Source organism: Burkholderia contaminans, assembly GCF_029633825.1.
GTDB classification, from domain to species: Bacteria; Pseudomonadota; Gammaproteobacteria; order Burkholderiales; family Burkholderiaceae; genus Burkholderia; species Burkholderia contaminans.
Map to the genome: position 1 here is coordinate 1,382,270 of NZ_CP090640.1, position 20,666 is coordinate 1,402,935.

Sequence of the window (20,666 nt, forward strand, 5' to 3'; positions counted from 1 at the left end):
AAAGACAAACCATGATCCAGACCGAATCTCGGCTCGAAGTAGCCGACAACACGGGTGCACGTGAAGTCCTGTGCATCAAGGTGCTCGGCGGCTCGAAGCGTCGTTATGCCGGCATTGGCGACATCATCAAGGTGAGCGTCAAAGAGGCAACGCCGCGCGGGCGCGTGAAGAAAGGCGAAATTTACAACGCCGTGGTGGTCCGCACCGCCAAGGGCGTGCGCCGTCAAGACGGCTCGCTGATCAAGTTCGACGGCAACGCCGCTGTGCTTTTGAATAACAAGCTCGAGCCGATCGGCACCCGTATCTTCGGGCCGGTCACGCGTGAGCTGCGTAGCGAACGATTCATGAAGATCGTTTCGCTGGCGCCGGAAGTGCTGTAAGGAGTCGCGATGAACAAGATTCGCAAAGGTGACGAAGTCATCGTCGTCACTGGCAAGGACAAGGGCAAGCGCGGCGTCGTGCTGGCAGTCGGTGCAGAGCATGTGACGGTTGAAGGTATCAACCTCGTCAAGAAGCATGTGAAGCCGAACCCGATGAAGGGTACGACTGGCGGCGTGGAAGCGAAGACGATGCCCCTGCATATTTCGAACGTCGCACTGGTCGACGCGAATGGCAAGGCGTCGCGTGTTGGCATCAAGGTCGAGGAAGGCAAGAAGGTTCGCTTCCTGAAGACGACCGGTGCTGTACTGAGCGCCTGACGCAGCGGAGTAAAAAATGGCTCGTTTTCAAGAGTTTTACAAAGAAAAGGTTGTGCCCGGCCTGATCGAGAAGTTCGGTTACAAGTCGGTCATGGAAGTGCCGCGCATCACCAAGATCACGCTGAACATGGGTCTTGGCGAAGCGATCGCTGACAAGAAGATCATCGAGAACGCCGTTGGCGACCTCACGAAGATCGCTGGTCAGAAGCCGGTCGTGACGAAGGCACGCAAGGCAATCGCAGGCTTCAAGATCCGCCAGGGTTACCCGATCGGCGCGATGGTGACGCTGCGTGGCCAGGCAATGTACGAATTCCTCGACCGTTTCGTGACGGTCGCCCTGCCCCGCGTGCGTGACTTCCGCGGTGTGTCGGGTCGTGCTTTCGATGGCCGTGGCAACTACAACATCGGTGTGAAAGAGCAGATCATTTTCCCCGAAATCGACTACGACAAGATCGACGCACTGCGTGGGCTGAACATCAGCATCACGACGACTGCGAAGACCGACGACGAAGCAAAGGCTCTGCTCGCCAGCTTCAAGTTCCCGTTCAGAAACTGAGGTTACCGTGGCTAAACTGGCACTGATCGAACGTGAAAAGAAGCGCGCCCGCCTGGTCGCGAAGTTCGCAGCAAAGCGCGATGCGCTGAAGGCGATCGTCGAAGACCAAAGCAAGTCGGAAGAAGAGCGCTACGAAGCACGCCTTGAGCTGCAGCAACTGCCCCGCAACGCAAACCCGACCCGCCAGCGTAACCGCTGCGCGATCACGGGCCGTCCGCGTGGCACGTTCCGTAAATTCGGCCTCGCGCGTAACAAGATTCGTGAAATCGCATTCCGTGGCGAGATTCCTGGCCTGACCAAGGCGAGCTGGTAATAGGAGAAACGTAAATGAGCATGAGTGATCCTATCGCCGATATGCTGACTCGCATCCGCAACGGGCAGATGGTCGAGAAGGTATCGGTGTCGATGCCCTCGTCGAAAGTCAAGGTTGCAATCGCGCAAGTCCTGAAAGACGAAGGCTATATCGACGATTTCGCCGTGAAGGCGGAAGGTGCGAAGTCCGAACTGAATATCGCGCTGAAGTACTACGCTGGCCGTCCGGTTATCGAGCGCATCGAACGCGTGTCGAAGCCTGGCCTGCGCGTGTACCGCGGCCGTAACGACATCCCGCAGGTCATGAATGGCCTCGGTGTGGCCATCGTGTCGACGCCGAAGGGCGTGATGACCGACCGCAAGGCGCGCGCTACCGGCGTCGGCGGCGAAGTCATCTGCTACGTCGCTTAAAGCCGAGGAGAGAGAAACATGTCTCGAGTAGGTAAGAGCCCGATCGCGCTGCAAGGCGCGGAAGTCAAGCTGGCCGACGGTGCGATCACCGTCAAGGGCCCGCTGGGCACCATCACGCAAGCGATCAATCCGCTCGTGAACGTGGCGAACAACGACGGCACGCTGAACCTGTCGCCGGTGGACGAAAGCCGCGAAGCAAATGCACTGTCGGGCACGATGCGCGCGATTATCGCGAATGCCGTGCACGGCGTGACGAAGGGTTTCGAGCGCAAGCTGACGCTGGTTGGCGTCGGTTATCGTGCGCAAGCGCAAGGCGACAAGCTGAACCTGTCGCTGGGTTTCTCGCACCCGGTGGTGCACCAGATGCCGGAAGGCGTCAAGGCAGAAACCCCGACGCAAACCGAAATCGTGATCAAGGGGATCAACAAGCAACAAGTCGGTCAAGTGGCTGCGGAAGTCCGCGGTTACCGTCCGCCGGAGCCCTACAAGGGCAAGGGCGTGCGCTATTCCGACGAGGTTGTGATCCTCAAAGAAACGAAGAAGAAGTAAGGGTGCGCAATCATGGATAAGACTCAATCTCGCCTGCGCCGCGCTCGCCAGACGCGTATCAAGATCGCTGAGCTGCAGGTCGCGCGTCTCGCCGTGCATCGCACGAACACGCACATCTACGCTCAAGTGTTCTCGCCCTGCGGCACCAAGGTGCTCGCTAGCGCGTCGACGCTCGAAGCTGAAGTGCGCGCAGAACTGGCCGACAAGTCGGGCAAGGGCGGCAACGTCAATGCTGCGACGCTGATCGGCAAGCGTATTGCCGAAAAGGCAAAGGCTGCCGGCATCGAATCCGTCGCCTTCGACCGCTCGGGCTTCCGCTACCACGGCCGCGTCAAGGCGCTGGCTGAGGCAGCTCGCGAAGCTGGGCTCAAGTTCTAAGGAAGGAATTCGTCATGGCAAAGATGCAAGCGAAAGTTCAGGCTGACGAGCGCGACGACGGCCTTCGCGAAAAGATGATTTCGGTCAATCGCGTGACCAAGGTCGTGAAGGGTGGCCGTATTCTCGGCTTCGCCGCACTGACCGTGGTTGGCGACGGTGATGGCCGCATCGGTATGGGCAAGGGCAAGGCGAAGGAAGTGCCGGTCGCTGTCCAGAAGGCAATGGAACAAGCTCGCCGCAACATGTTCAAGGTGCCGCTCAAGAACGGCACGCTGCAACACGAAGTGCACGGCAAGCATGGCGCATCCGCTGTCCTCCTCGCTCCGGCGAAGGCAGGTACGGGCGTGATCGCCGGCGGCCCGATGCGCGCAGTGTTCGACGTGATGGGCGTTCAGAACGTCGTGGCAAAGAGCCACGGTTCGACGAACCCGTACAACCTCGTTCGCGCCACGCTGGACGGTCTGCGCAAGCAGTCCACCCCGGCAGACATCGCGGCGAAGCGCGGCAAGTCCGTCGAAGAAATTTTGGGCTAAGCCCGGGTGGTCACCATGTCTGAAAAAACTGTCAAGGTTCAGCTCGTTAAGAGCCTGATCGGGACCCGCGAATCGCACCGCGCGACCGTGCGTGGCCTGGGCCTGCGCCGACTCAACTCGGTCAGCGAGCTTCAGGACACGCCGGCGGTCCGCGGCATGATCAACAAGGTCTCGTACCTCGTTAAGGTCATCGCGTAAGCGGCCCTACGGATCAAGGAGTTGATATGGAATTGAATAACCTGAAGCCGGCAGCTGGCGCCAAGCACGCCAAGCGTCGCGTCGGCCGTGGCATCGGTTCGGGCCTCGGCAAGACGGCTGGCCGTGGTCACAAGGGTCAGAAATCGCGTTCGGGCGGCTTCCACAAAGTCGGTTTCGAAGGCGGTCAGATGCCTCTGCAACGTCGTCTGCCGAAGCGCGGTTTCACGTCGCTGACGAAGGAATTCGTCGGTGAAGTGCGCCTGAGCGACCTCGAGAAGCTGCCGGTCGACGAGATCGATCTGCTCGCACTGAAGCAAGCCGGCCTGGTCGGTGAGCTGACGAAGAGCGCAAAGATCATCGCGACGGGCGAACTGAAGCGCAAGATCGTCGTGAAGGGTCTCGGTGCCACCAAGGGTGCGCGCGCTGCGATCGAAGCGGCTGGCGGTTCGTTCGCCGAGTGACACGCGTAGCGCGTCGTCACTTGCATTCATCGGAGAAGGTACTTGGCTAACAGCCCGAGTCTTGCAAAACCCGGTCGAAGCACGGCGAAATTCGGCGATCTGCGCCGGCGAGCAATGTTCTTGCTCCTGGCGCTGATCGTCTATCGCATCGGCGCGCACATTCCCGTGCCGGGCATCGATCCGGATCAACTGGCTAAGCTGTTCCAGAGCCAGGCGGGCGGCATCCTGGGCATGTTCAACATGTTCTCGGGTGGCGCGCTTTCCCGCTTCACGATCTTTGCGCTGGGGATCATGCCGTACATTTCGGCGTCGATCATCATGCAGTTGCTGGCGATTGTCTCGCCGCAGCTCGAGGCGCTGAAGAAGGAAGGGCAGGCAGGGCAACGGAAGATCACGCAGTACACGCGGTATTTCACCGTGGTGCTCGCGACCTTCCAGGCGTTCGGTATCGCGGCTGCGCTGGAAAACCAGCCGGGCCTCGTCACCGATCCCGGCATGCTGTTCCGTCTGACGACGGTCGTGACGCTGGTTACGGGCACGATGTTCCTGATGTGGCTCGGCGAGCAGATTACCGAGCGTGGTCTGGGCAACGGTATCTCGATCATCATCTTCGGCGGGATCGCAGCAGGGTTCCCGAATGCCGTGGGTGGGTTGTTCGAGCTGGTGCGGACGGGTTCGATGAGCATCATTTCGGCGATCATCATCGTCGTCCTGATCGCCGCGGTGACTTACCTGGTCGTGTTCATCGAACGCGGTCAGCGCAAGATCCTCGTGAACTACGCGAAACGCCAGGTCGGCAACAAGATCTACGGTGGGCAGTCGTCGCATCTGCCGCTGAAGCTGAACATGTCGGGTGTGATTCCGCCGATCTTCGCATCGTCGATCATTCTGTTCCCGGCAACGATTCTCGGCTGGTTCAGTACCGGTCAGCCGACGGGAAGCTGGATTTCCAATACGTTGCATAACGTTGCGGAAGCGCTGAAGCCGGGCCAGCCGGTCTATGTGCTGCTGTACACGCTGGCGATCGTGTTTTTCTGCTTCTTCTACACCGCACTGGTGTTCAACAGCAGGGAAACCGCAGACAACCTGAAGAAGAGCGGCGCGTTTGTTCCGGGTATCCGCCCGGGCGACCAGACCGCACGATATATCGACCGCATCCTCACGCGTCTGACGCTGGCCGGTGCGATCTACATCGTCTTCGTGTGTCTGCTGCCGGAGTTTCTGGTGCTGCGCTGGAACGTGCCGTTTTATTTTGGTGGAACGTCGCTGCTGATCATTGTCGTCGTCACGATGGACTTTATGGCGCAGGTGCAGTCGTACGTTATGTCGCAACAGTATGAGTCACTGCTCAAGAAGGCAAACTTCAAGGGCGGCAACATCCCGATGCGTTGAAAGGACTATGGCCAAAGACGATGTAATCCAGATGCAGGGTGAGGTGATTGAAAACCTCCCGAATGCGACCTTCCGCGTGAAGCTGGAAAACGGCCATGTCGTGTTGGGGCATATTTCCGGAAAGATGCGGATGCACTACATCCGCATCCTGCCGGGCGACAAGGTGACGGTTGAATTGACGCCTTACGATCTGTCTCGTGCGCGGATCGTGTTCCGGGCGAAGTGATTTGAAAAAAGGGTATTATCATGAAAGTGATGGCATCGGTTAAGCGCATTTGCCGCAATTGCAAGATCATCAAGCGCAAAGGCGTCGTTCGCGTGATCTGCAGCTCGGATCCGCGCCACAAGCAGCGCCAAGGCTGACCGCGCGTTTGTTTGCGCTTTTTGTTTGAGGAAAAACAATGGCTCGTATCGCAGGGGTTAACATCCCGAATCACCAGCACACCGAGATCGGCCTGACGGCAATCTTTGGTGTCGGCCGCACCCGTTCGCGCAGCATCTGCGTGGCAGCTGGCGTCGATTTTTCGAAGAAGGTCAAGGACTTGACCGACGCAGACTTGGAAAAGCTGCGTGAAGAAGTGGGCAAGTTTGTCGTCGAAGGCGATCTGCGCCGTGAAGTGACGATGAACATCAAGCGCCTGATGGACCTCGGTTGCTACCGTGGTGTTCGTCATCGCAAGGGCCTGCCGATGCGCGGTCAGCGTACGCGTACGAACGCACGTACTCGCAAGGGTCCGCGTCGTGCAGCGCAAGCGCTGAAGAAGTAAGCGGAACTGACAGTTACAGGAAAACGTAATGGCTAAGGCTTCGAACACCGCGGCGCAACGCGTTCGCAAGAAGGTTAAGAAGAACGTCGCTGAAGGCGTGGTTCACGTTCACGCGTCGTTCAACAATACGATCATCACGATCACCGATCGCCAAGGCAACGCACTGGCATGGGCGACGTCGGGCGGTCAGGGCTTCAAGGGCTCGCGCAAATCGACGCCGTTCGCTGCCCAGGTCGCAGCCGAGTCGGCTGGCCGCGTCGCGATGGAATACGGCGTGAAGAATCTGGAAGTGCGGATCAAGGGCCCGGGCCCGGGTCGTGAGTCGGCAGTGCGCGCACTGCACGGCCTCGGCATCAAGATCACCGCGATTTCGGACGTCACCCCGATTCCGCACAACGGCTGCCGTCCGCCGAAGCGTCGTCGTATCTAAAGGTGTGCTGGCACGTTCGTGCTAGCACATTGCCTGTCGCCGCTCAGCGTCGACGGGCGTTGCTTTTTTGATTGACTAAGCCCACCGTTCGCCCCAAAGGGCGCGAACTAGCGCGGATTCAGATCTGCGTGACTGATTGATAGAGGAATGCAAAGTGGCACGTTATATCGGCCCGAAGGCCAAGCTGTCCCGCCGTGAAGGCACCGACCTGTTCCTGAAGAGCGCGCGCCGCTCGCTCGCCGACAAGTGCAAGCTCGACAGCAAGCCGGGTCAGCACGGCCGTACCTCGGGCGCACGTACGTCCGACTACGGTACGCAGCTGCGCGAAAAGCAGAAGGTCAAGCGTATCTACGGCGTGCTGGAGCGTCAGTTCCGCCGCTACTTCGCTGAAGCCGACCGCCGCAAGGGCAACACGGGTGAAAACCTGCTGCAACTGCTCGAGTCGCGTCTCGACAACGTCGTGTATCGCATGGGCTTCGGCTCGACCCGCGCTGAAGCGCGTCAGCTGGTGAGCCACAAGTCGATCACCGTGAACGGCGTCGTCGCGAACGTCCCGTCGCAGCAAGTGAAGGCAGGTGACATCGTCGCGATCCGCGAAAAGGCGAAGAAGCAGGCACGTATCGTCGAAGCGCTGTCGCTGGCCGAGCAAGGCGGCATGCCGAGCTGGGTTGCAGTCGATGCGAAGAAGTTCGAAGGCACGTTCAAGCAAATGCCGGAACGCGCTGAAATCGCAGGCGACATCAACGAAAGCCTGATCGTCGAATTGTATTCGCGTTAATCCGATTGACGGCCGAGGTACCCCGATTGCGTTGCGCAAGGAGGGGCCTCGGCTGTTTATTTTCTGGTTGTTACCGGTCAGCCTTATCGGTGTAACGAGCCGAGGGTATTGAAAAGGAAAGCCCATGCAAACCAGTTTGCTGAAACCCAAGATCATCGCCGTGGAATCGCTGGGCGAGAACCACGCGAGGGTGGTCATGGAACCGTTCGAACGCGGTTACGGCCACACCTTGGGCAATGCGCTTCGCCGCGTGCTGCTGTCGTCGATGGTTGGCTACGCGCCGACCGAAGTGACGATCGCGGGCGTGGTGCACGAGTACTCGACGCTGGATGGCGTGCAGGAAGACGTCGTCAACCTGCTGCTGAACCTGAAGGGCGTGGTGTTCAAGCTGCATAACCGTGACGAAGTGACGGTTACGCTGCGCAAGGAAGGTGAAGGCGTTGTCACGGCCGGCGATATCGAGCTGGCTCACGACTGCGAAGTCATCAACCCGAATCACGTGATTGCGCACCTGTCGAAGGGTGGCAAGCTCGACGTTCAGATCAAGATCGAAAAGGGTCGCGGCTATGTGCCCGGCAACGTTCGTCGCTACGGCGAAGACACGGCCAAGATCATCGGCCGCATCGTCCTCGACGCATCGTTCTCGCCGGTTCGCCGTGTGAGCTACGCTGTCGAAAGCGCACGTGTCGAGCAGCGTACCGACCTCGACAAGCTCGTGATGAACATCGAGACGAGCGGTGTGATCACGCCGGAAGAAGCGATCCGTCAATCGGCCCGCATCCTGGTCGACCAGCTGTCCGTGTTCGCGGCGCTGGAAGGCACGGAAACGGCAGCCGAAGCGCCGTCGCGTGCACCGCAGATCGATCCGATCCTGCTGCGTCCGGTGGACGATCTCGAGCTGACGGTTCGTTCGGCGAACTGCCTGAAGGCCGAGAACATCTACTACATCGGCGACCTGATCCAGCGCACGGAAAACGAGCTGCTGAAGACGCCGAACCTCGGTCGCAAGTCGCTCAACGAGATCAAGGAAGTGCTCGCTTCGCGCGGTCTCACGCTGGGCATGAAGCTCGAAAACTGGCCGCCGGCTGGTCTCGACAAGTAAGCCTGGTTGTTACTGTAGTTGGCAAAGATGCGGATTTTCCTTTAAAATCCGCATCTTGTTTTTTTTCGTTACCGGCCCGTGCACCCATGGGGTGCGATAGAAGAGCTGGATCAAAACTTTGAATCAAGGAAACTGAAATGCGCCATCGTCATGGTCTGCGGAAACTGAACCGCACGAGCAGCCACCGTCTGGCTATGCTCCGTAACATGTCCAACTCGCTGATCGAGCACGAAGTCATCAAGACGACGCTGCCGAAGGCGAAGGAACTCCGTAAAGTCGTCGAGCCGCTGATCACGCTCGGCAAGAAGCCGTCGCTGGCAAACCGTCGCCTGGCGTTCAACCGCCTGCGCGATCGTGACTCGGTGGCGAAGCTGTTCGACGTGCTCGGTCCGCGTTTCGCGAACCGTCCGGGCGGCTACCTGCGCGTGCTGAAGTTCGGCTTCCGCGTGGGCGACAACGCACCGATGGCACTGGTCGAGCTGCTCGATCGTCCGGAAGTCGACGAAACGGCAGACGTGCAAGAAGCTGAGTAAGCTTCCGGTACGCAGCAGTATCTGAAAGGGGCCGAGCAAATGCTTGGCCCTTTTTGTTTTTCGGGCGCCGGCTGCGATCGATTGTCGCAGGGCGGTGCCGGCAGCGTTGCGCGCGCTGCGCTACGATACGGGGCAGCCGGCGCGCGTTCCAGATGGGCAATCCGCGTCGGCAGGAGCCGATAGACCAGCCAGGAGGGCCCGGATGATAGTGGTGCTGATGTTGACGACGGTGCCCGATGCCGAGACCGCCAGGACGCTTTCAGACGGTGCGCTCGATGCGCGGCTTGCCGCGTGCGTGTCGGAGCTCGGTGCGATCAAGTCGCGCTACCACTGGCAGGGCAAGGTCGAAACGGCCGACGAGATCCAGTTGCTGTTCAAGACGAGCCCCGTGCGGGCGCTCGAACTGGAGCGATTTATTCTCGCGCATCATCCTTACGAGACGCCCGAAATCGTCTCGTGGCAGACGACGGCATCGGCCGCATACGGCCAGTGGGTGACCAGCGAAACTCAACGTCTATTTCATGTTTAACGGTATGGCGCTTCCCGTGCGCGTGCGCGCGCTGCGATTCCTCGCAGTCCTGTTGTCGTTCATGCTCGTGCTGGGCGGCTTGTCGGTCGCGCGTGCGGCCGACGATTTCCTCGATCCGTCGGTGGCGTTCAAGTTCAGCGCGAGCGAATCGCCGGGACAGGTGGAAGTCCGCTTCAAGGTCGCCAATGGCTATTACCTGTACCGCGAGCGGTTCGCGTTCGCGGTGAAGAGCGGGCAGGCGACGCTGGGCGATCCGCAATTCCCGCCCGGCCACGTGAAGTTCGACCAGACGTTCCAGAAGAATGTCGAGACCTACCGTGACGAAGTCGTCGTGCACGTGCCCGTCAAGCAGGCGGCCGGCCCGTTCGAGCTCGCGGTGACGTCGCAGGGGTGCGCGGACGAGGGCATCTGCTATCCGCCGGCCGAGCACGTCGTGAAGGTCGACGGCGCCGCGCTGGGCGCCGCTTCGTCGTCACCGTCGCCGTCGTCCGGCGATGCGGCGGCCGCGGGCAGCTGGTTCGACAAGGTCACGAGCGCCGATTTCGCGCAGTCGCTGCTCGAAGGGCATGGCTTCTTCACGATCGTCGCGCTGTATTTCGTCGCGGGCGTCGTGCTGAGCCTCCTGCCGTGTTCGTATCCGATGATTCCGATCGTGTCGGCGATCATCATCGGCCAGGGCACACGCGCGACGCATGCGCGCGGCTTCGCGCTGTCGCTGACCTATGTGGTCGGCATGGCGCTCGTGTACACGGTGCTCGGCATCGCCGCGGCGCTGGTCGGCCAGAGCCTCGGCGCGTGGCTGCAGAACCCGTGGGTGCTCGGTGCATTCGGCGTGCTGCTGACCGCGTTTGCCGTCTCGCTGATCTCGGGCAAGGACATCGCGCTGCCCGCGCGCTGGCAGAACGGCGCGGCCGGGGCATCGAGCGCGCGCCAGGGCGGCCATTTCGCCGCGGTCGCGGCGATGGGCGCGCTGTCCGCACTGGTCGTCGGCGCATGCATGACGGCGCCCCTGTTCGCGGTGCTCGCCTTCATCGCACACACGGGCAATGCGCTGCTCGGCGGTGCCGCGCTGTTCGCGATGGGGCTGGGGTTGGGCGTGCCGCTGCTGGTCGTCGGCGTCGGTGCCGGGACGGTACTGCCGCGCGCCGGCGCATGGATGGACGGCGTGAAGGTGTTCTTCGGCATCGTGCTGCTCGCAGCCGCGCTGTGGATCGTGTGGCCGGTGCTTGCCGGTGGCCTGAAGATGATGCTCGCCGCGTTGTGGTTGCTGATCGCGGCCGCGGCGCTCGGGCTGTTCACGCCGAACGCCGGCGCCACGTCGATCTGGCGTCGCCTCGGCCGTGGCGTGGGCGCTGCGCTCGCGATCTGGGCGGCCACGCTGCTCGTCGGCCTGGCCGCGGGATCGACCGATCCGGTCAAGCCGTTGGCGGTGCTGGCGGCACGCACGGTTGCGTCGGGCGGCACGGCGGCGGCAGGCGCCGCCGCCGCGCAGGATGGGCCCGCATTCGCATCGGTGCGCTCGAGTGGCGAACTCGACACGCTGCTGAAGACGTCGGGCCAGCCCGTGATGCTCGATTTCTACGCCGACTGGTGCGTGAGCTGCAAGGAGATGGAGCATCTGACGTTTACCGACGCGCGCGTGCAGGCGCGGCTCGCGCGGCTTCACCTCGTGCGCGCGGATGTCACGGCGAACAACCCGGACGACCAGGCGCTGCTGAAACGCTTCAACCTGTTCGGGCCGCCGGGCATCATCTTCTTCGATAGAAGCGGCAACGAGATCGGGCGCGTGGTCGGCTATCAGGCGGCCGAGACGTTCCTGCGCAGCCTCGACCGGGCTGCGGTCCCGACGGTATGACCATGCGGATCGCGTGCGCGCTGGTGGCGAACCGGCACGCTTGCGTGAGATGAGCTGACGATCGACAAGGCATGCGGCCGCGATCGACGGCAAACAAAAAACGGCGGGACACCGAAGTGTCCCGCCGTTTGTCTTTTCGCCTGCAGGCAGGCGCTTAGCGTTGCGCTTTCAGCAGACGCGCGGCGTCGAGTGCGAAGTACGTGAGCACGCCGTCGGCGCCCGCGCGCTTGAACGCGAGCAGCGATTCGAGCACGACCTTGTCGTGGTCGAGCCAGCCGTTCATCGCGGCGGCCTTCAGCATCGCGTATTCACCGCTCACCTGGTACACGTAGGTCGGGAAGCGGAACTCGTCCTTCACGCGGCGCACGATGTCGAGGTACGGCATGCCCGGCTTGACCATCACCATGTCGGCGCCTTCGTCGATGTCCAGGCGCACTTCGCGCAGCGCTTCGTCGCTGTTCGCGGGATCCATCTGGTAGGTCATCTTGTTGCCCTTGCCCAGATTCGATGCCGAGCCGACCGCGTCGCGGAACGGGCCGTAGAACGCCGATGCGAACTTGGCCGAATAGGCCATGATCCGCGTGTGGATATGGCCGTCGCTTTCCAGCATTTCGCGGATCGCGCCGATGCGGCCGTCCATCATGTCCGACGGGGCGACGATGTCGACGCCGGCTTCCGCCTGCGCGCGCGCCTGATCGATCAGGATCTCGATCGTGTCGTCGTTGATCACGTAGCCGTTTTCGTCGAGCACGCCGTCCTGGCCGTGACTCGTGTACGGATCGAGTGCGACGTCGGTCAGCACGCCGAGTTCGGGGAAGCGCTTCTTCAGCTCGCGCACCGCGCGCGGGATCAGGCCTTCCGGATTGGCCGCCTCGCGGCCGTCAGGCGTTTTCACCGACGGCTCGATGGCCGGGAACAGCGACAGCACGGGCACGCCCAGTTCGACACACTGCTCGGCGACGTGCATCAACAGATCGACCGACACGCGTTCGACGCCGGGCATCGACGGCACCGGCTGCCGTTCGTTGGTGCCTTCGACGACGAACACCGGATAGATCAGGTCGTCGGTGGTCAGGCGGTTTTCGCGCATCAGGCGCCGGGAGAAGTCGTCGCGGCGCATCCGGCGCGGACGATGAAGCGGATGGAAGCTCATGGCGATTGGGTAGAAATCAGGGCAGTAAGACCTTACGGAACCCTTAGGTCATTTTCGGGAGCGTTGGTATATGATAGCGATCGAGCGGCACGCGCTGCGTGCAACTCCCCGCTTCTCCTCCCTGAGCGGGTGCCTGTCGTTTTTCGATTAGGCTGTTTGACCCGCCGTTCAACGGCGGGTTTTTTTATGAGCCGGCCGAAACCGCAGGCGCCGTCAGGTGCGCGCCGCCGATCCCGGCCGCGCGTTGCCCGATCATTGTGCTACAGGCTCGCTTTTTTCGTCGGCGGCGGACGGCCGCACCCAGCTTTCGATCAGCTCGTGCGCCTCGTCGAGCCCAATGCGCTTCATCGCCGAGAACAGCTGAACCGTCAGCTTGCCCTGAACACCCTGGTCACGATACGCATCGAGCCCCTTTTGCGTGGTCCGCAGCGCGTTGATGCTTTCCTGCCGCGTCAATTTGTCGCACTTCGTCAGCAGCGTGTGGATCGGCTTGCCGGTCGGTACGAACCACTCGATCATGCGCCGGTCGAGATCGGTCAGCGGACGGCGCGAATCCATCATCAGGATCAGGCCGCAGAGCTGCGAGCGGGTCGCGAGGTAGGACGACAGCAGCATTTCCCAATGGGCCTTGGCGGCGCCGGGCACTTCCGCGTAGCCGTAGCCGGGCAGGTCGACGAGATTCGCGACGGGCTCGGCGGCCGGGCCGACGGAGAAGTAGTTGATGTGCTGCGTGCGGCCGGGCGTCTTCGACGCGAAGGCGAGCCGCTTCTGGTTGCACAGCACGTTGATCGCCGTCGACTTGCCGGCATTCGAGCGGCCCGCGAACGCGATTTCCGGCTGGACCGTCGGCGGCAGGTCGCGCAGATGGTTGACGGTCGTGTAGAAGCGGGCTTGATGGAGCAGAAAGGCCATGGGAACCGGAAGGACGGGCGGCGCGAGCCGCTTGGTGGAGGCGGGGTAGCCCCGATAGGCGCCGGAGCTTTCAACACGATATTGTACAATACGGCGGTTTTACCGAAGGCTACCGGGCGCCTGCCTCGCGCTTTTATGTAGCTTCTGCGGTAGACTGAACGCCGTCGTTTTTTGCAGAACCTCAAATTCCCACAAGACGAAACAGGGTGTGCGAATGAATCGACTGTGCAAGTCTCTGATGGTGCTTCAGGTTGCAGCAGGGTTCGTAGGTTTCGTAGCGGAGGCAAACGCGGCGGATGCGGCAAAGCCGGATCTCGACCGTGGCAAGGCGATTGCCGGGCAGGTCTGCGCGTCGTGTCACGGCGCCGACGGCAATAGCGCGTCGGGCAGTTTCCCGAAGCTTGCCGGCCAGCATCCCGAATATCTGGTCAAGCAGTTGAACGACTTCAAGACGCAACCGGGCGCGAAGGGGCCGGTGCGTACCAACGCGGTGATGGTCGGATTCGCGAGCGCGCTGAGCGCGGACGACATGCGCAACGTCGCCGCGTACTACGGGTCGCAGACGACGAAGCTCGGCACCGCACGCGATGCGGCAACCGTGCCGATCGGCCAGAAGATCTATCGCGGCGGCATCGCGGAGAAGGGCGTACCCGCCTGCGCGAGCTGCCACGGGCCGACAGGGCAAGGGATCCCGGTCCAGTACCCGCGTCTGTCGGGGCAGTGGGCCGATTACACGGTCGCGCAGTTGACCGCGTTCCAGCAGGGTGCCGGCGCGCGCAACAACAACGAGGCGATGCATCAGATCGCAACGCGGCTGTCGGACAACGAGATCAAGGCCGTCGCGGATTACATCGCGGGCCTGCGTTGAGCGGTCAGCCGCGAATGGAATGACCGGGCGCCCGAAGGGCGGCCGGAGTCAGAACAAGAAAAGGGTGGGGCGCCGCATCGTTGCGGTTGCCTCGCCCTTCTTTTTTGTCAGCGCGCGCCGGCTGTCACGAGCGTGCTGGCCGCCCCTTCGGGGGCAATAATCAAAGTGAGCGTTGGGGGCTGTTTCCCCCGAGTCGGAGTTTGAATGAGCGTTACCACGTCGGGGTTGCAGTCGAAGTCGGGTCAGGGTGCGTCCAAGCGCGCGGTCGAGTTGCTGAGCTCGATGCGCTTCGCGATTGCGCTGCTGGTGGTGCTGTCGATTGCCAGCATCATCGGCACGGTCCTGACCCAGGACGATCCGTATCCGAACTATGTGAACCAGTTCGGGCCGTTCTGGGCGGACATCTTCCGCTCGCTCGGCCTGTACAGCGTGTACAGCGCGTGGTGGTTCATGCTGATCCTGATCTTCCTCGTCGTGTCGATCTCGCTGTGCGTGATCCGCAATGCGCCGAAGATGCTCGCCGATGCGAAGAGCTGGAAGGACAAGGTTCGCGAAGGCAGCCTGCGGGCGTTCCACCACAAGGCCGAATACACGACGTCCGGCACGCGCGCGACCGTCACGGCGACGCTCGCCGCGTTCGTCACCAAGGCCGGCTACAAGCACATCGTGCGTGAGAACGAAGGCGCGACGCTGATCTCCGCGAAACGTGGTGCCATGACCAAGTGGGGCTACATCTCCGCGCATCTCGCGATCGTCGTGATCTGTATCGGCGGCCTGCTCGACAGCAACCTGCCGATCAAATTCCAGATGTGGATGTTCGGCAAGAGCCCGGTCAACACGAGCGCGACCATCAGCGAGATCTCGCCCGACCATCGCCTGTCCGCGTCGAACCCGACGTTCCGCGGCTACGCGTGGGTGCCCGAGGGGCAGTTCGTGTCGACCGCGATCCTGAACCAGCCGAGCGGCTCGCTGATCCAGGACCTGCCGTTCTCGATCCAGCTCAACAAGTTCATCGTCGACTACTACACGACGGGCATGCCGAAGCTGTTCGCGAGCGACATCGTCGTGATCGATCGCGAGACCGGCCAGAAGATCCCGGCGCGCGTCGAGGTCAACAAGCCGTTCACGTACAAGGGCGTGTCGATCTACCAGTCGAGCTTCCAGGACGGCGGCTCGCAGATGCAGATGACGGCCTACCCGATGACGGGCGGCAACGCGAAGACCTTCCCCGTGAAGGGGACGATCGGCAGTTCGGCGCCGCTGCAGATGCCGGGCAACGACGGCGACACGATCGAGTTCTCCGATTTCCGTGCGATCAACGTCGAGAACATGGCCGACGCGAACGGCAAGCCGGACGTGCGCGGGGTCGCGACGACGAGCTCGCTGAAGGAAGCGTTCGACGAACGCCTCGGCTCCGGCGCGAAGACGTCGAAGCCGACGCAGCTCCACAACATCGGCCCGTCCGTGCAGTACAAGATCCGCGGCAAGGACGGCCAGGCGCGCGAATTCAACAACTACATGCTGCCCGTCGACATGAACGGCGAGCGCGTGTTCCTCGCCGGCGTGCGTGCGAGCCCGAACGACCCGTTCCGCTACATGCGGATTCCGGCCGACAGCCAGGATTCGATCGGCGAATGGATGCACCTGCGTGCCGCGCTCGAGGATCCGTCCGCGCGCGCCGAGGCTGCTACGCGCTTCGCGCAGCGTTCGCTGCCGGGCATGGACGCATCGTTGCGCAGCCGCCTGCAGGACAGCGCGCTGAAGGTGCTGACCCTTTTTGCGGCGGGCGACGACAGCGTCGGCCGTGGCGCCGACGGCCAGCCGATCGGCGGCTTCCAGGCCGTGGCGACGTTCATCGACCGCTCGGTGCCGAAGGCCGAGCAGGAGAAGGCCGCGAGCCTGCTGCTGCGGATGCTCGAGGGCTCGATGTGGGAGGTCTGGCAGATCGCGCGCGAGCGCGCGGGCGAGCCGGCGGCGCAGCAGGGCACCGACACGATCCGCTTCGTGCAGAACGCGATCAATGCGCTATCCGACAGCTTTCTGTATGGATCGCCGGTCTATTTGCAGCTTGACTCATTCAAGCAGGTGCAAGCTTCGGTATTTCAGTTGACGCGCGCACCCGGCAAGAATCTGGTGTATCTTGGCAGCCTGCTGCTGGTCGCCGGCATCTTCTCGATGTTCTACGTGCGCGAGCGGCGCCTCTGGTTCTGGTTGAAGGACGCCGGTTCGGGCGTCGATGTGGTGATGGCAATGTCCACGGCCCGCAAGACCTTCGATTTCGAGAAAGAGTTCGTGCAGACGCGCGACGCGGCCGGTGCCGCCTTGCACGCCGCACCTCGCGACGCCGCGCCGGCCGGTGCGGCATCGACGGCCCGTCCGCCTGCCGGCGCCGGTTCCGATTCCGAGAATTCCACCCGGTAACATCATGGATCTCACGCAAGTTTCCTCTTCCCATCGGGCGTCGGCCCAGGCTCCGGTTACGGGGCCGCTGTTCGACGACCGTCCGTTCCTCGCGCGCCTGTCGCTGCTCGACTGGCTGTTCGCACTGGCGCTCGTGGTGGGCGCGGGCTATGCGCTCGTGCACTACAACGCGCACATGGATTACTACGACAAGGCGGTGATGATCGGCACCGTGCCGGCGCTCATCGCGCTCGGCTGGCGCTGGAAGCCCGCGCGGCTGATGATGGCATCGATCGCCGTGCTGGCGCTGTTGTCGATCCAGATCTACCAGGGCGATCTCGCGCGCGCCGATTCTGCGTTCTTCCTCAAGTACTTCCTGTCGAGCCAGTCCGCGATCCTGTGGATGAGCGCGCTGTTCGTGCTCGCGACGATCTTCTACTGGATCGGCTTGCTCGCGCGCTCGGCGTCGGGTTCCGCGATCGGACAGAAGCTCACGTGGGTCGCCGTGCTGATGGGCTTCACCGGCTTGATGGTGCGCTGGTACGAGTCCTACCTGATCGGGGCGGACGTCGGGCACATTCCGGTGTCGAACCTGTATGAGGTGTTCGTCCTGTTCAGCCTGATCACCGCGCTGCTGTATCTGTATTACGAAGGCCACTACGGCACGCGCGCGCTCGGCGCGTTCGTGCTGCTGGTGATCAGCGCGGCCGTCGGCTTCCTGATGTGGTACTCGGTCGCGCGCGACGCGCAGCAGATCCAGCCGCTCGTACCGGCGCTGCAAAGCTGGTGGATGAAGATCCACGTGCCGGCGAACTTCATCGGCTACGGCAGCTTCGCGCTGTCGGCGATGGTGTCGGTTGCGTACCTGATGAAGGAGCGCGGCGTGCTCGCGGATCGCCTGCCGACGCTCGACGTGCTCGACGACGTGATGTACAAGTCGATCGCGGTCGGTTTCGCGTTCTTCACGATCGCGACGATCCTCGGCGCGCTGTGGGCCGCCGAAGCATGGGGCGGCTACTGGAGCTGGGACCCGAAGGAAACCTGGGCGCTGATCGTGTGGTTGAACTACGCGGCGTGGCTGCACATGCGCCTGATGAAGGGCCTGCGCGGCACGGTGGCTGCATGGTGGGCGCTCACGGGCCTGCTCGTGACGACCTTCGCGTTCCTCGGCGTCAACATGTTCCTGTCCGGGCTGCACAGCTACGGCAAGCTGTAAGATTTCCGCTGTTCGTCCGACTATGAAACCGCCGGTGCATTGCGTGCCCGGCGGTTTTCTTTTGTAACGGGCGGGCGGCCCGGGCGTCGAACGGCGCGGGACGGGTCGGGTCGAACGCTCATGAAACTGCGCGCGGCGCAGGCAGGAGGAGCAGCACGATGTGGATCAAACGCCCTTTGCGGAACGTACTGACCGGCGGCGATATTGCACCCGGCGAAATCACGCCGCGTGCGGTGTTCGAGAACCGGCGGCGCGTATTGCAGGCGGCCGGCCTCGCGGCGGCGGGCGGGCTGCTCGGTGGCAGCGGCGCAGCATGGGCCGCCTATGCGTCGCCCGATGCGCGGGCCGCGAAGCTTGCGGCGAAGACGAATCCGAAGTTCGTCGCAGCCGACAAGGTGACGCCGTTCAAGGACATCACCACCTACAACAACTTCTACGAATTCGGCACCGACAAGAGCGACCCCGCGCAGAACGCCGGCACGCTGCGGCCGCGCCCGTGGCGTGTGAGCGTCGAGGGCGAGGTGCTGCATCCGAAGGTGTTCGATCTCGACGAGCTGCTGAAGCTCGCGCCGCTCGAGGAGCGCGTGTACCGGCTGCGCTGCGTCGAGGGATGGTCGATGGTGATCCCTTGGATCGGCGTGCCGCTGTCCGAGCTGATCAAGCGCGTGCAGCCGACCGGCAACGCGAAATACGTGCAGTTCGTCACGCTGGCCGATCCGTCGCAGATGCCCGGCCTCTCGACGCCCGTGCTCGACTGGCCGTACTCGGAAGGGCTGCGGATGGACGAGGCGATGAATCCGCTGACGCTGCTGACGATGGGCGTCTACGGGCAGGTGCTGCCGAACCAGAACGGCGCGCCGGTGCGGATCGTCGTGCCGTGGAAGTACGGTTTCAAGAGCGCGAAGTCGCTCGTGAAGATCCGCTTCGTCGACAAGCAGCCGAAGACGAGCTGGAACACGTACGCCGCGAACGAGTACGGCTTCTATTCGAACGTGAACCCGAACGTCGATCATCCGCGCTGGAGCCAGGCGACCGAGCGGCGCATCGGCGAGGACGGCTTTTTCACGCCGAAGCGCAAGACGCTGATGTTCAACGGCTACGGCGACCTGGTCGCGTCGATGTACCAGGGCATGGACCTGAAGAAGAATTTCTGAGGGCGACGGTGAGAAACGACATGCCCCCTTCGACGTTGACGGCCGCGCCTACAGCCCGCGCTGGCCAGGCTGCCGGTGCCGCACGGAGCGGCGCGATCCGTCCCGCCGCGCCGCGCTGGCTCGCGCCGGCCAAGGTGCTGGTTTTCGCGGCCGGCCTTTATCCGCTCGCGCGTCTCGTGCTGTTCGGGCTGACCGACCGGCTCGGCGCGAATCCGATCGAGTTCATCACGCGCTCGACGGGTCTCTGGACGCTCGTGATCCTGTGCATCACGCTCGCCGTCACGCCGCTTCGGCGCATGACGGGGTTCGCCACGCTGCTGCGCTTTCGCCGGATGATCGGGCTGTTCGCGTTCTTCTACGCGACGCTGCACTTCACGACCTACCTGTGGTTCGACAAGTGGTTCGACGTCGGCGAGATCCTGAAGGACGTCGGCAAGCGCCCGTTCATCACGGTCGGTTTTGCCGCGTTCGTGCTGCTGATTCCGCTCGCGGCAACGTCGCCGCGCGCGATGGTGCGCCGCCTGGGCCGCCACTGGGCGACCCTGCATAGCGCGATCTACGCGATCGCGCTATTCGGTGTGCTGCACTTCTGGTGGATGAGGGCCGGCAAGCACAATCTCGCGCAGCCGAAGCTTTATGCGGCAGTCGTGGCCGCGTTGCTCGGCTGGCGGCTCATCGCATGGGGATGGCGGCGCGTGCGCGCGTGACGGCGCAGCCTGAAAAAACAAAAGGCGATGACCGGGAAGTCATCGCCTTGTTTCGTGAGCCGTGCAGGCGGCGCGCCGTTACTTTGCGACGGCCGGGCTCGACGCCGATGCAGGCATGGACGATGCGCTGCTCGACAATTCGGGTGACAGCGTGAGCGGCGTGCCGGACGAATCGGGCACACTGTCGGACGACGCGTTTTCATCGGTCGGCTTCACATCCGACGGCGGTGTGTCCTGCTGCTGGAGTGGCTTGGGCATCGGAGGCACGGTGGGCAGATAGAGCGCGCCGCTTTGACCGCAGCCGGCAAGAATCGCCAAAGCCGCTACAATCGCGCTCATCCGGAAAACGACTCGCATGATCGTCCCTGAACAATTGAACCGATAGAGTTTAGCATGTCCGATACCGAATACCTGACCCGTGCCGAGGCCGTGCTGGCGGCCGTCGAGCGTACCGTCGACGACGCCAACGACGGCGATCACGACATCGATCTCGAGCGCAACGGCAGCGTCCTGACGCTGACGTTCGAGAACGGCTCGAAGATCATCGTCAACCTGCAGCCGCCGATGAAGGAAGTGTGGATCGCCGCGAAGGCGGGCGGTTTCCACTACCGTTTCATCGATGGCGAATGGCGCGATACGCGCACGGGCACCGAGTTTTTCTCGGCGCTCACCGAATACGCGACGCAGCAGGCCGGCCTGCCGATCACGTTCAGCGCGCCGTAACCGCTCCGGCCGAAGCCGGGGCTGCGCGTCGACGCGCAGCCAAAGAAAAAG

At 62.8% G+C, this 20,666-nt stretch carries 29 protein-coding genes; 26 read left to right on the top strand and 3 right to left on the bottom strand.

The features are described 5' to 3' along the window. The first annotated feature begins 11 nt into the window (after window positions 1-11). The 20 genes from rplN (at window position 12) to dsbD (ending at window position 11,482) form a co-directional block, all read left to right on the top strand. Window positions 12-380, top strand: coding sequence for a 50S ribosomal protein L14 (rplN, locus tag LXE91_RS06440; protein ID WP_006482918.1), 369 nt, complete (start codon window positions 12-14; stop codon window positions 378-380). A 9-nt stretch (window positions 381-389) separates the two neighbouring features. Further along, complete coding sequence (rplX, locus tag LXE91_RS06445) at window positions 390-698, top strand: 50S ribosomal protein L24 (RefSeq protein ID WP_006477187.1); 309 nt, start codon at window positions 390-392, stop codon at window positions 696-698. 16 nt (window positions 699-714) lie between these two features. Further along, on the top strand, window positions 715-1,254 hold the full coding sequence (gene rplE / locus LXE91_RS06450; RefSeq protein WP_006477186.1) for a 50S ribosomal protein L5: 540 nt from the start codon (window positions 715-717) through the stop codon (window positions 1,252-1,254). A 7-nt stretch (window positions 1,255-1,261) separates the two neighbouring features. Continuing rightward, on the top strand, window positions 1,262-1,567 hold the full coding sequence (rpsN, locus tag LXE91_RS06455; RefSeq protein WP_011350676.1) for a 30S ribosomal protein S14: 306 nt from the start codon (window positions 1,262-1,264) through the stop codon (window positions 1,565-1,567). A 14-nt stretch (window positions 1,568-1,581) separates the two neighbouring features. Beyond that, window positions 1,582-1,977, top strand: a complete 396-nt coding sequence (gene rpsH / locus LXE91_RS06460) for a 30S ribosomal protein S8 (protein WP_011350677.1) — start codon at window positions 1,582-1,584, stop codon at window positions 1,975-1,977. 18 nt (window positions 1,978-1,995) lie between these two features. Then, on the top strand, window positions 1,996-2,526 hold the full coding sequence (gene rplF, locus LXE91_RS06465; RefSeq protein WP_006758786.1) for a 50S ribosomal protein L6: 531 nt from the start codon (window positions 1,996-1,998) through the stop codon (window positions 2,524-2,526). Between the two features lie 12 nt (window positions 2,527-2,538). After that, on the top strand, window positions 2,539-2,904 hold the full coding sequence (rplR, locus tag LXE91_RS06470) for a 50S ribosomal protein L18 (protein ID WP_006477183.1): 366 nt from the start codon (window positions 2,539-2,541) through the stop codon (window positions 2,902-2,904). Window positions 2,905-2,918: 14 nt separating this feature from the next. After that, window positions 2,919-3,437, top strand: coding sequence for a 30S ribosomal protein S5 (gene rpsE / locus LXE91_RS06475; RefSeq protein ID WP_006482895.1), 519 nt, complete (start codon window positions 2,919-2,921; stop codon window positions 3,435-3,437). Window positions 3,438-3,452: 15 nt separating this feature from the next. Continuing rightward, window positions 3,453-3,635 (top strand): 50S ribosomal protein L30, encoded by a 183-nt coding sequence (gene rpmD / locus LXE91_RS06480; RefSeq protein ID WP_006400644.1) that lies wholly within the window; start codon window positions 3,453-3,455, stop codon window positions 3,633-3,635. Window positions 3,636-3,661: 26 nt separating this feature from the next. After that, the gene (gene rplO, locus LXE91_RS06485) at window positions 3,662-4,096 is read left to right on the top strand and encodes a 50S ribosomal protein L15 (RefSeq protein ID WP_006477180.1); all 435 of its coding nucleotides are present in this window, start codon (window positions 3,662-3,664) and stop codon (window positions 4,094-4,096) included. Between the two features lie 42 nt (window positions 4,097-4,138). After that, window positions 4,139-5,488, top strand: a complete 1,350-nt coding sequence (gene secY, locus LXE91_RS06490) for a preprotein translocase subunit SecY (protein WP_006482915.1) — start codon at window positions 4,139-4,141, stop codon at window positions 5,486-5,488. A gap of 7 nt (window positions 5,489-5,495) precedes the next feature. Then, window positions 5,496-5,714 (top strand): translation initiation factor IF-1, encoded by a 219-nt coding sequence (gene infA / locus LXE91_RS06495; RefSeq protein ID WP_004521905.1) that lies wholly within the window; start codon window positions 5,496-5,498, stop codon window positions 5,712-5,714. 20 nt (window positions 5,715-5,734) lie between these two features. Beyond that, window positions 5,735-5,851, top strand: a complete 117-nt coding sequence (gene rpmJ, locus LXE91_RS06500) for a 50S ribosomal protein L36 (protein ID WP_004199844.1) — start codon at window positions 5,735-5,737, stop codon at window positions 5,849-5,851. Between the two features lie 38 nt (window positions 5,852-5,889). Continuing rightward, window positions 5,890-6,255 carry a 30S ribosomal protein S13 gene (rpsM, locus tag LXE91_RS06505; RefSeq protein ID WP_006477178.1) on the top strand — a complete coding sequence of 122 codons (366 nt, stop codon included), beginning with the start codon at window positions 5,890-5,892 and terminating at the stop codon, window positions 6,253-6,255. 28 nt (window positions 6,256-6,283) lie between these two features. Continuing rightward, on the top strand, window positions 6,284-6,685 hold the full coding sequence (gene rpsK, locus LXE91_RS06510) for a 30S ribosomal protein S11 (protein ID WP_004197937.1): 402 nt from the start codon (window positions 6,284-6,286) through the stop codon (window positions 6,683-6,685). 154 nt (window positions 6,686-6,839) lie between these two features. Next, window positions 6,840-7,463 carry a 30S ribosomal protein S4 gene (gene rpsD, locus LXE91_RS06515; protein ID WP_021161733.1) on the top strand — a complete coding sequence of 208 codons (624 nt, stop codon included), beginning with the start codon at window positions 6,840-6,842 and terminating at the stop codon, window positions 7,461-7,463. 124 nt (window positions 7,464-7,587) lie between these two features. Continuing rightward, entirely contained in the window at window positions 7,588-8,565 is a 978-nt protein-coding gene (locus LXE91_RS06520; protein WP_006477176.1) for a DNA-directed RNA polymerase subunit alpha, read from the top strand. Between the two features lie 137 nt (window positions 8,566-8,702). Beyond that, window positions 8,703-9,098 carry a 50S ribosomal protein L17 gene (gene rplQ, locus LXE91_RS06525; protein ID WP_039366787.1) on the top strand — a complete coding sequence of 132 codons (396 nt, stop codon included), beginning with the start codon at window positions 8,703-8,705 and terminating at the stop codon, window positions 9,096-9,098. A gap of 202 nt (window positions 9,099-9,300) precedes the next feature. Then, window positions 9,301-9,627: a divalent-cation tolerance protein CutA gene (gene cutA, locus LXE91_RS06530; protein ID WP_039366785.1), complete on the top strand. Its 327-nt coding sequence runs from the start codon at window positions 9,301-9,303 to the stop codon at window positions 9,625-9,627. After that, the gene (dsbD, locus tag LXE91_RS06535) at window positions 9,620-11,482 is read left to right on the top strand and encodes a protein-disulfide reductase DsbD (RefSeq protein ID WP_039366781.1); all 1,863 of its coding nucleotides are present in this window, start codon (window positions 9,620-9,622) and stop codon (window positions 11,480-11,482) included. The genes cutA and dsbD overlap by 8 nt, the downstream gene beginning before the upstream one ends. Window positions 11,483-11,636: 154 nt before the next feature. Here dsbD and hemB read toward each other — a convergent pair whose 3' ends face one another. Both hemB and yihA read right to left on the bottom strand, forming a co-directional pair. After that, on the bottom strand, window positions 11,637-12,635 hold the full coding sequence (hemB, locus tag LXE91_RS06540; protein ID WP_021161736.1) for a porphobilinogen synthase: 999 nt from the start codon (window positions 12,633-12,635) through the stop codon (window positions 11,637-11,639). 252 nt (window positions 12,636-12,887) lie between these two features. After that, window positions 12,888-13,547, bottom strand: a complete 660-nt coding sequence (gene yihA, locus LXE91_RS06545; protein ID WP_039366777.1) for a ribosome biogenesis GTP-binding protein YihA/YsxC — start codon at window positions 13,545-13,547, stop codon at window positions 12,888-12,890. A gap of 214 nt (window positions 13,548-13,761) precedes the next feature. On the opposite strand from yihA, the gene LXE91_RS06550 reads away from it, so the two are divergent. From LXE91_RS06550 to msrQ, 5 genes are all read left to right on the top strand, one after another. Then, on the top strand, window positions 13,762-14,415 hold the full coding sequence (locus LXE91_RS06550) for a c-type cytochrome (RefSeq protein ID WP_011350684.1): 654 nt from the start codon (window positions 13,762-13,764) through the stop codon (window positions 14,413-14,415). 204 nt (window positions 14,416-14,619) lie between these two features. Beyond that, the gene (locus tag LXE91_RS06555) at window positions 14,620-16,836 is read left to right on the top strand and encodes a cytochrome c biogenesis protein ResB (RefSeq protein ID WP_039366773.1); all 2,217 of its coding nucleotides are present in this window, start codon (window positions 14,620-14,622) and stop codon (window positions 16,834-16,836) included. A 4-nt stretch (window positions 16,837-16,840) separates the two neighbouring features. After that, complete coding sequence (gene ccsB / locus LXE91_RS06560) at window positions 16,841-18,031, top strand: c-type cytochrome biogenesis protein CcsB (protein WP_046543638.1); 1,191 nt, start codon at window positions 16,841-16,843, stop codon at window positions 18,029-18,031. 158 nt (window positions 18,032-18,189) lie between these two features. Next, entirely contained in the window at window positions 18,190-19,185 is a 996-nt protein-coding gene (gene msrP / locus LXE91_RS06565) for a protein-methionine-sulfoxide reductase catalytic subunit MsrP (protein WP_039366768.1), read from the top strand. Window positions 19,186-19,205: 20 nt separating this feature from the next. Further along, entirely contained in the window at window positions 19,206-19,892 is a 687-nt protein-coding gene (gene msrQ / locus LXE91_RS06570; RefSeq protein WP_039366765.1) for a protein-methionine-sulfoxide reductase heme-binding subunit MsrQ, read from the top strand. A 78-nt stretch (window positions 19,893-19,970) separates the two neighbouring features. On the opposite strand, the gene lptM is transcribed toward msrQ, so the two are convergent. After that, window positions 19,971-20,249, bottom strand: a complete 279-nt coding sequence (lptM, locus tag LXE91_RS06575) for an LPS translocon maturation chaperone LptM (protein WP_076841676.1) — start codon at window positions 20,247-20,249, stop codon at window positions 19,971-19,973. A 36-nt stretch (window positions 20,250-20,285) separates the two neighbouring features. Between lptM and cyaY the strand changes: the two genes are divergently transcribed. Then, window positions 20,286-20,615, top strand: coding sequence for an iron donor protein CyaY (gene cyaY, locus LXE91_RS06580; RefSeq protein ID WP_039366759.1), 330 nt, complete (start codon window positions 20,286-20,288; stop codon window positions 20,613-20,615). Window positions 20,616-20,666: the final 51 nt, after the last annotated feature.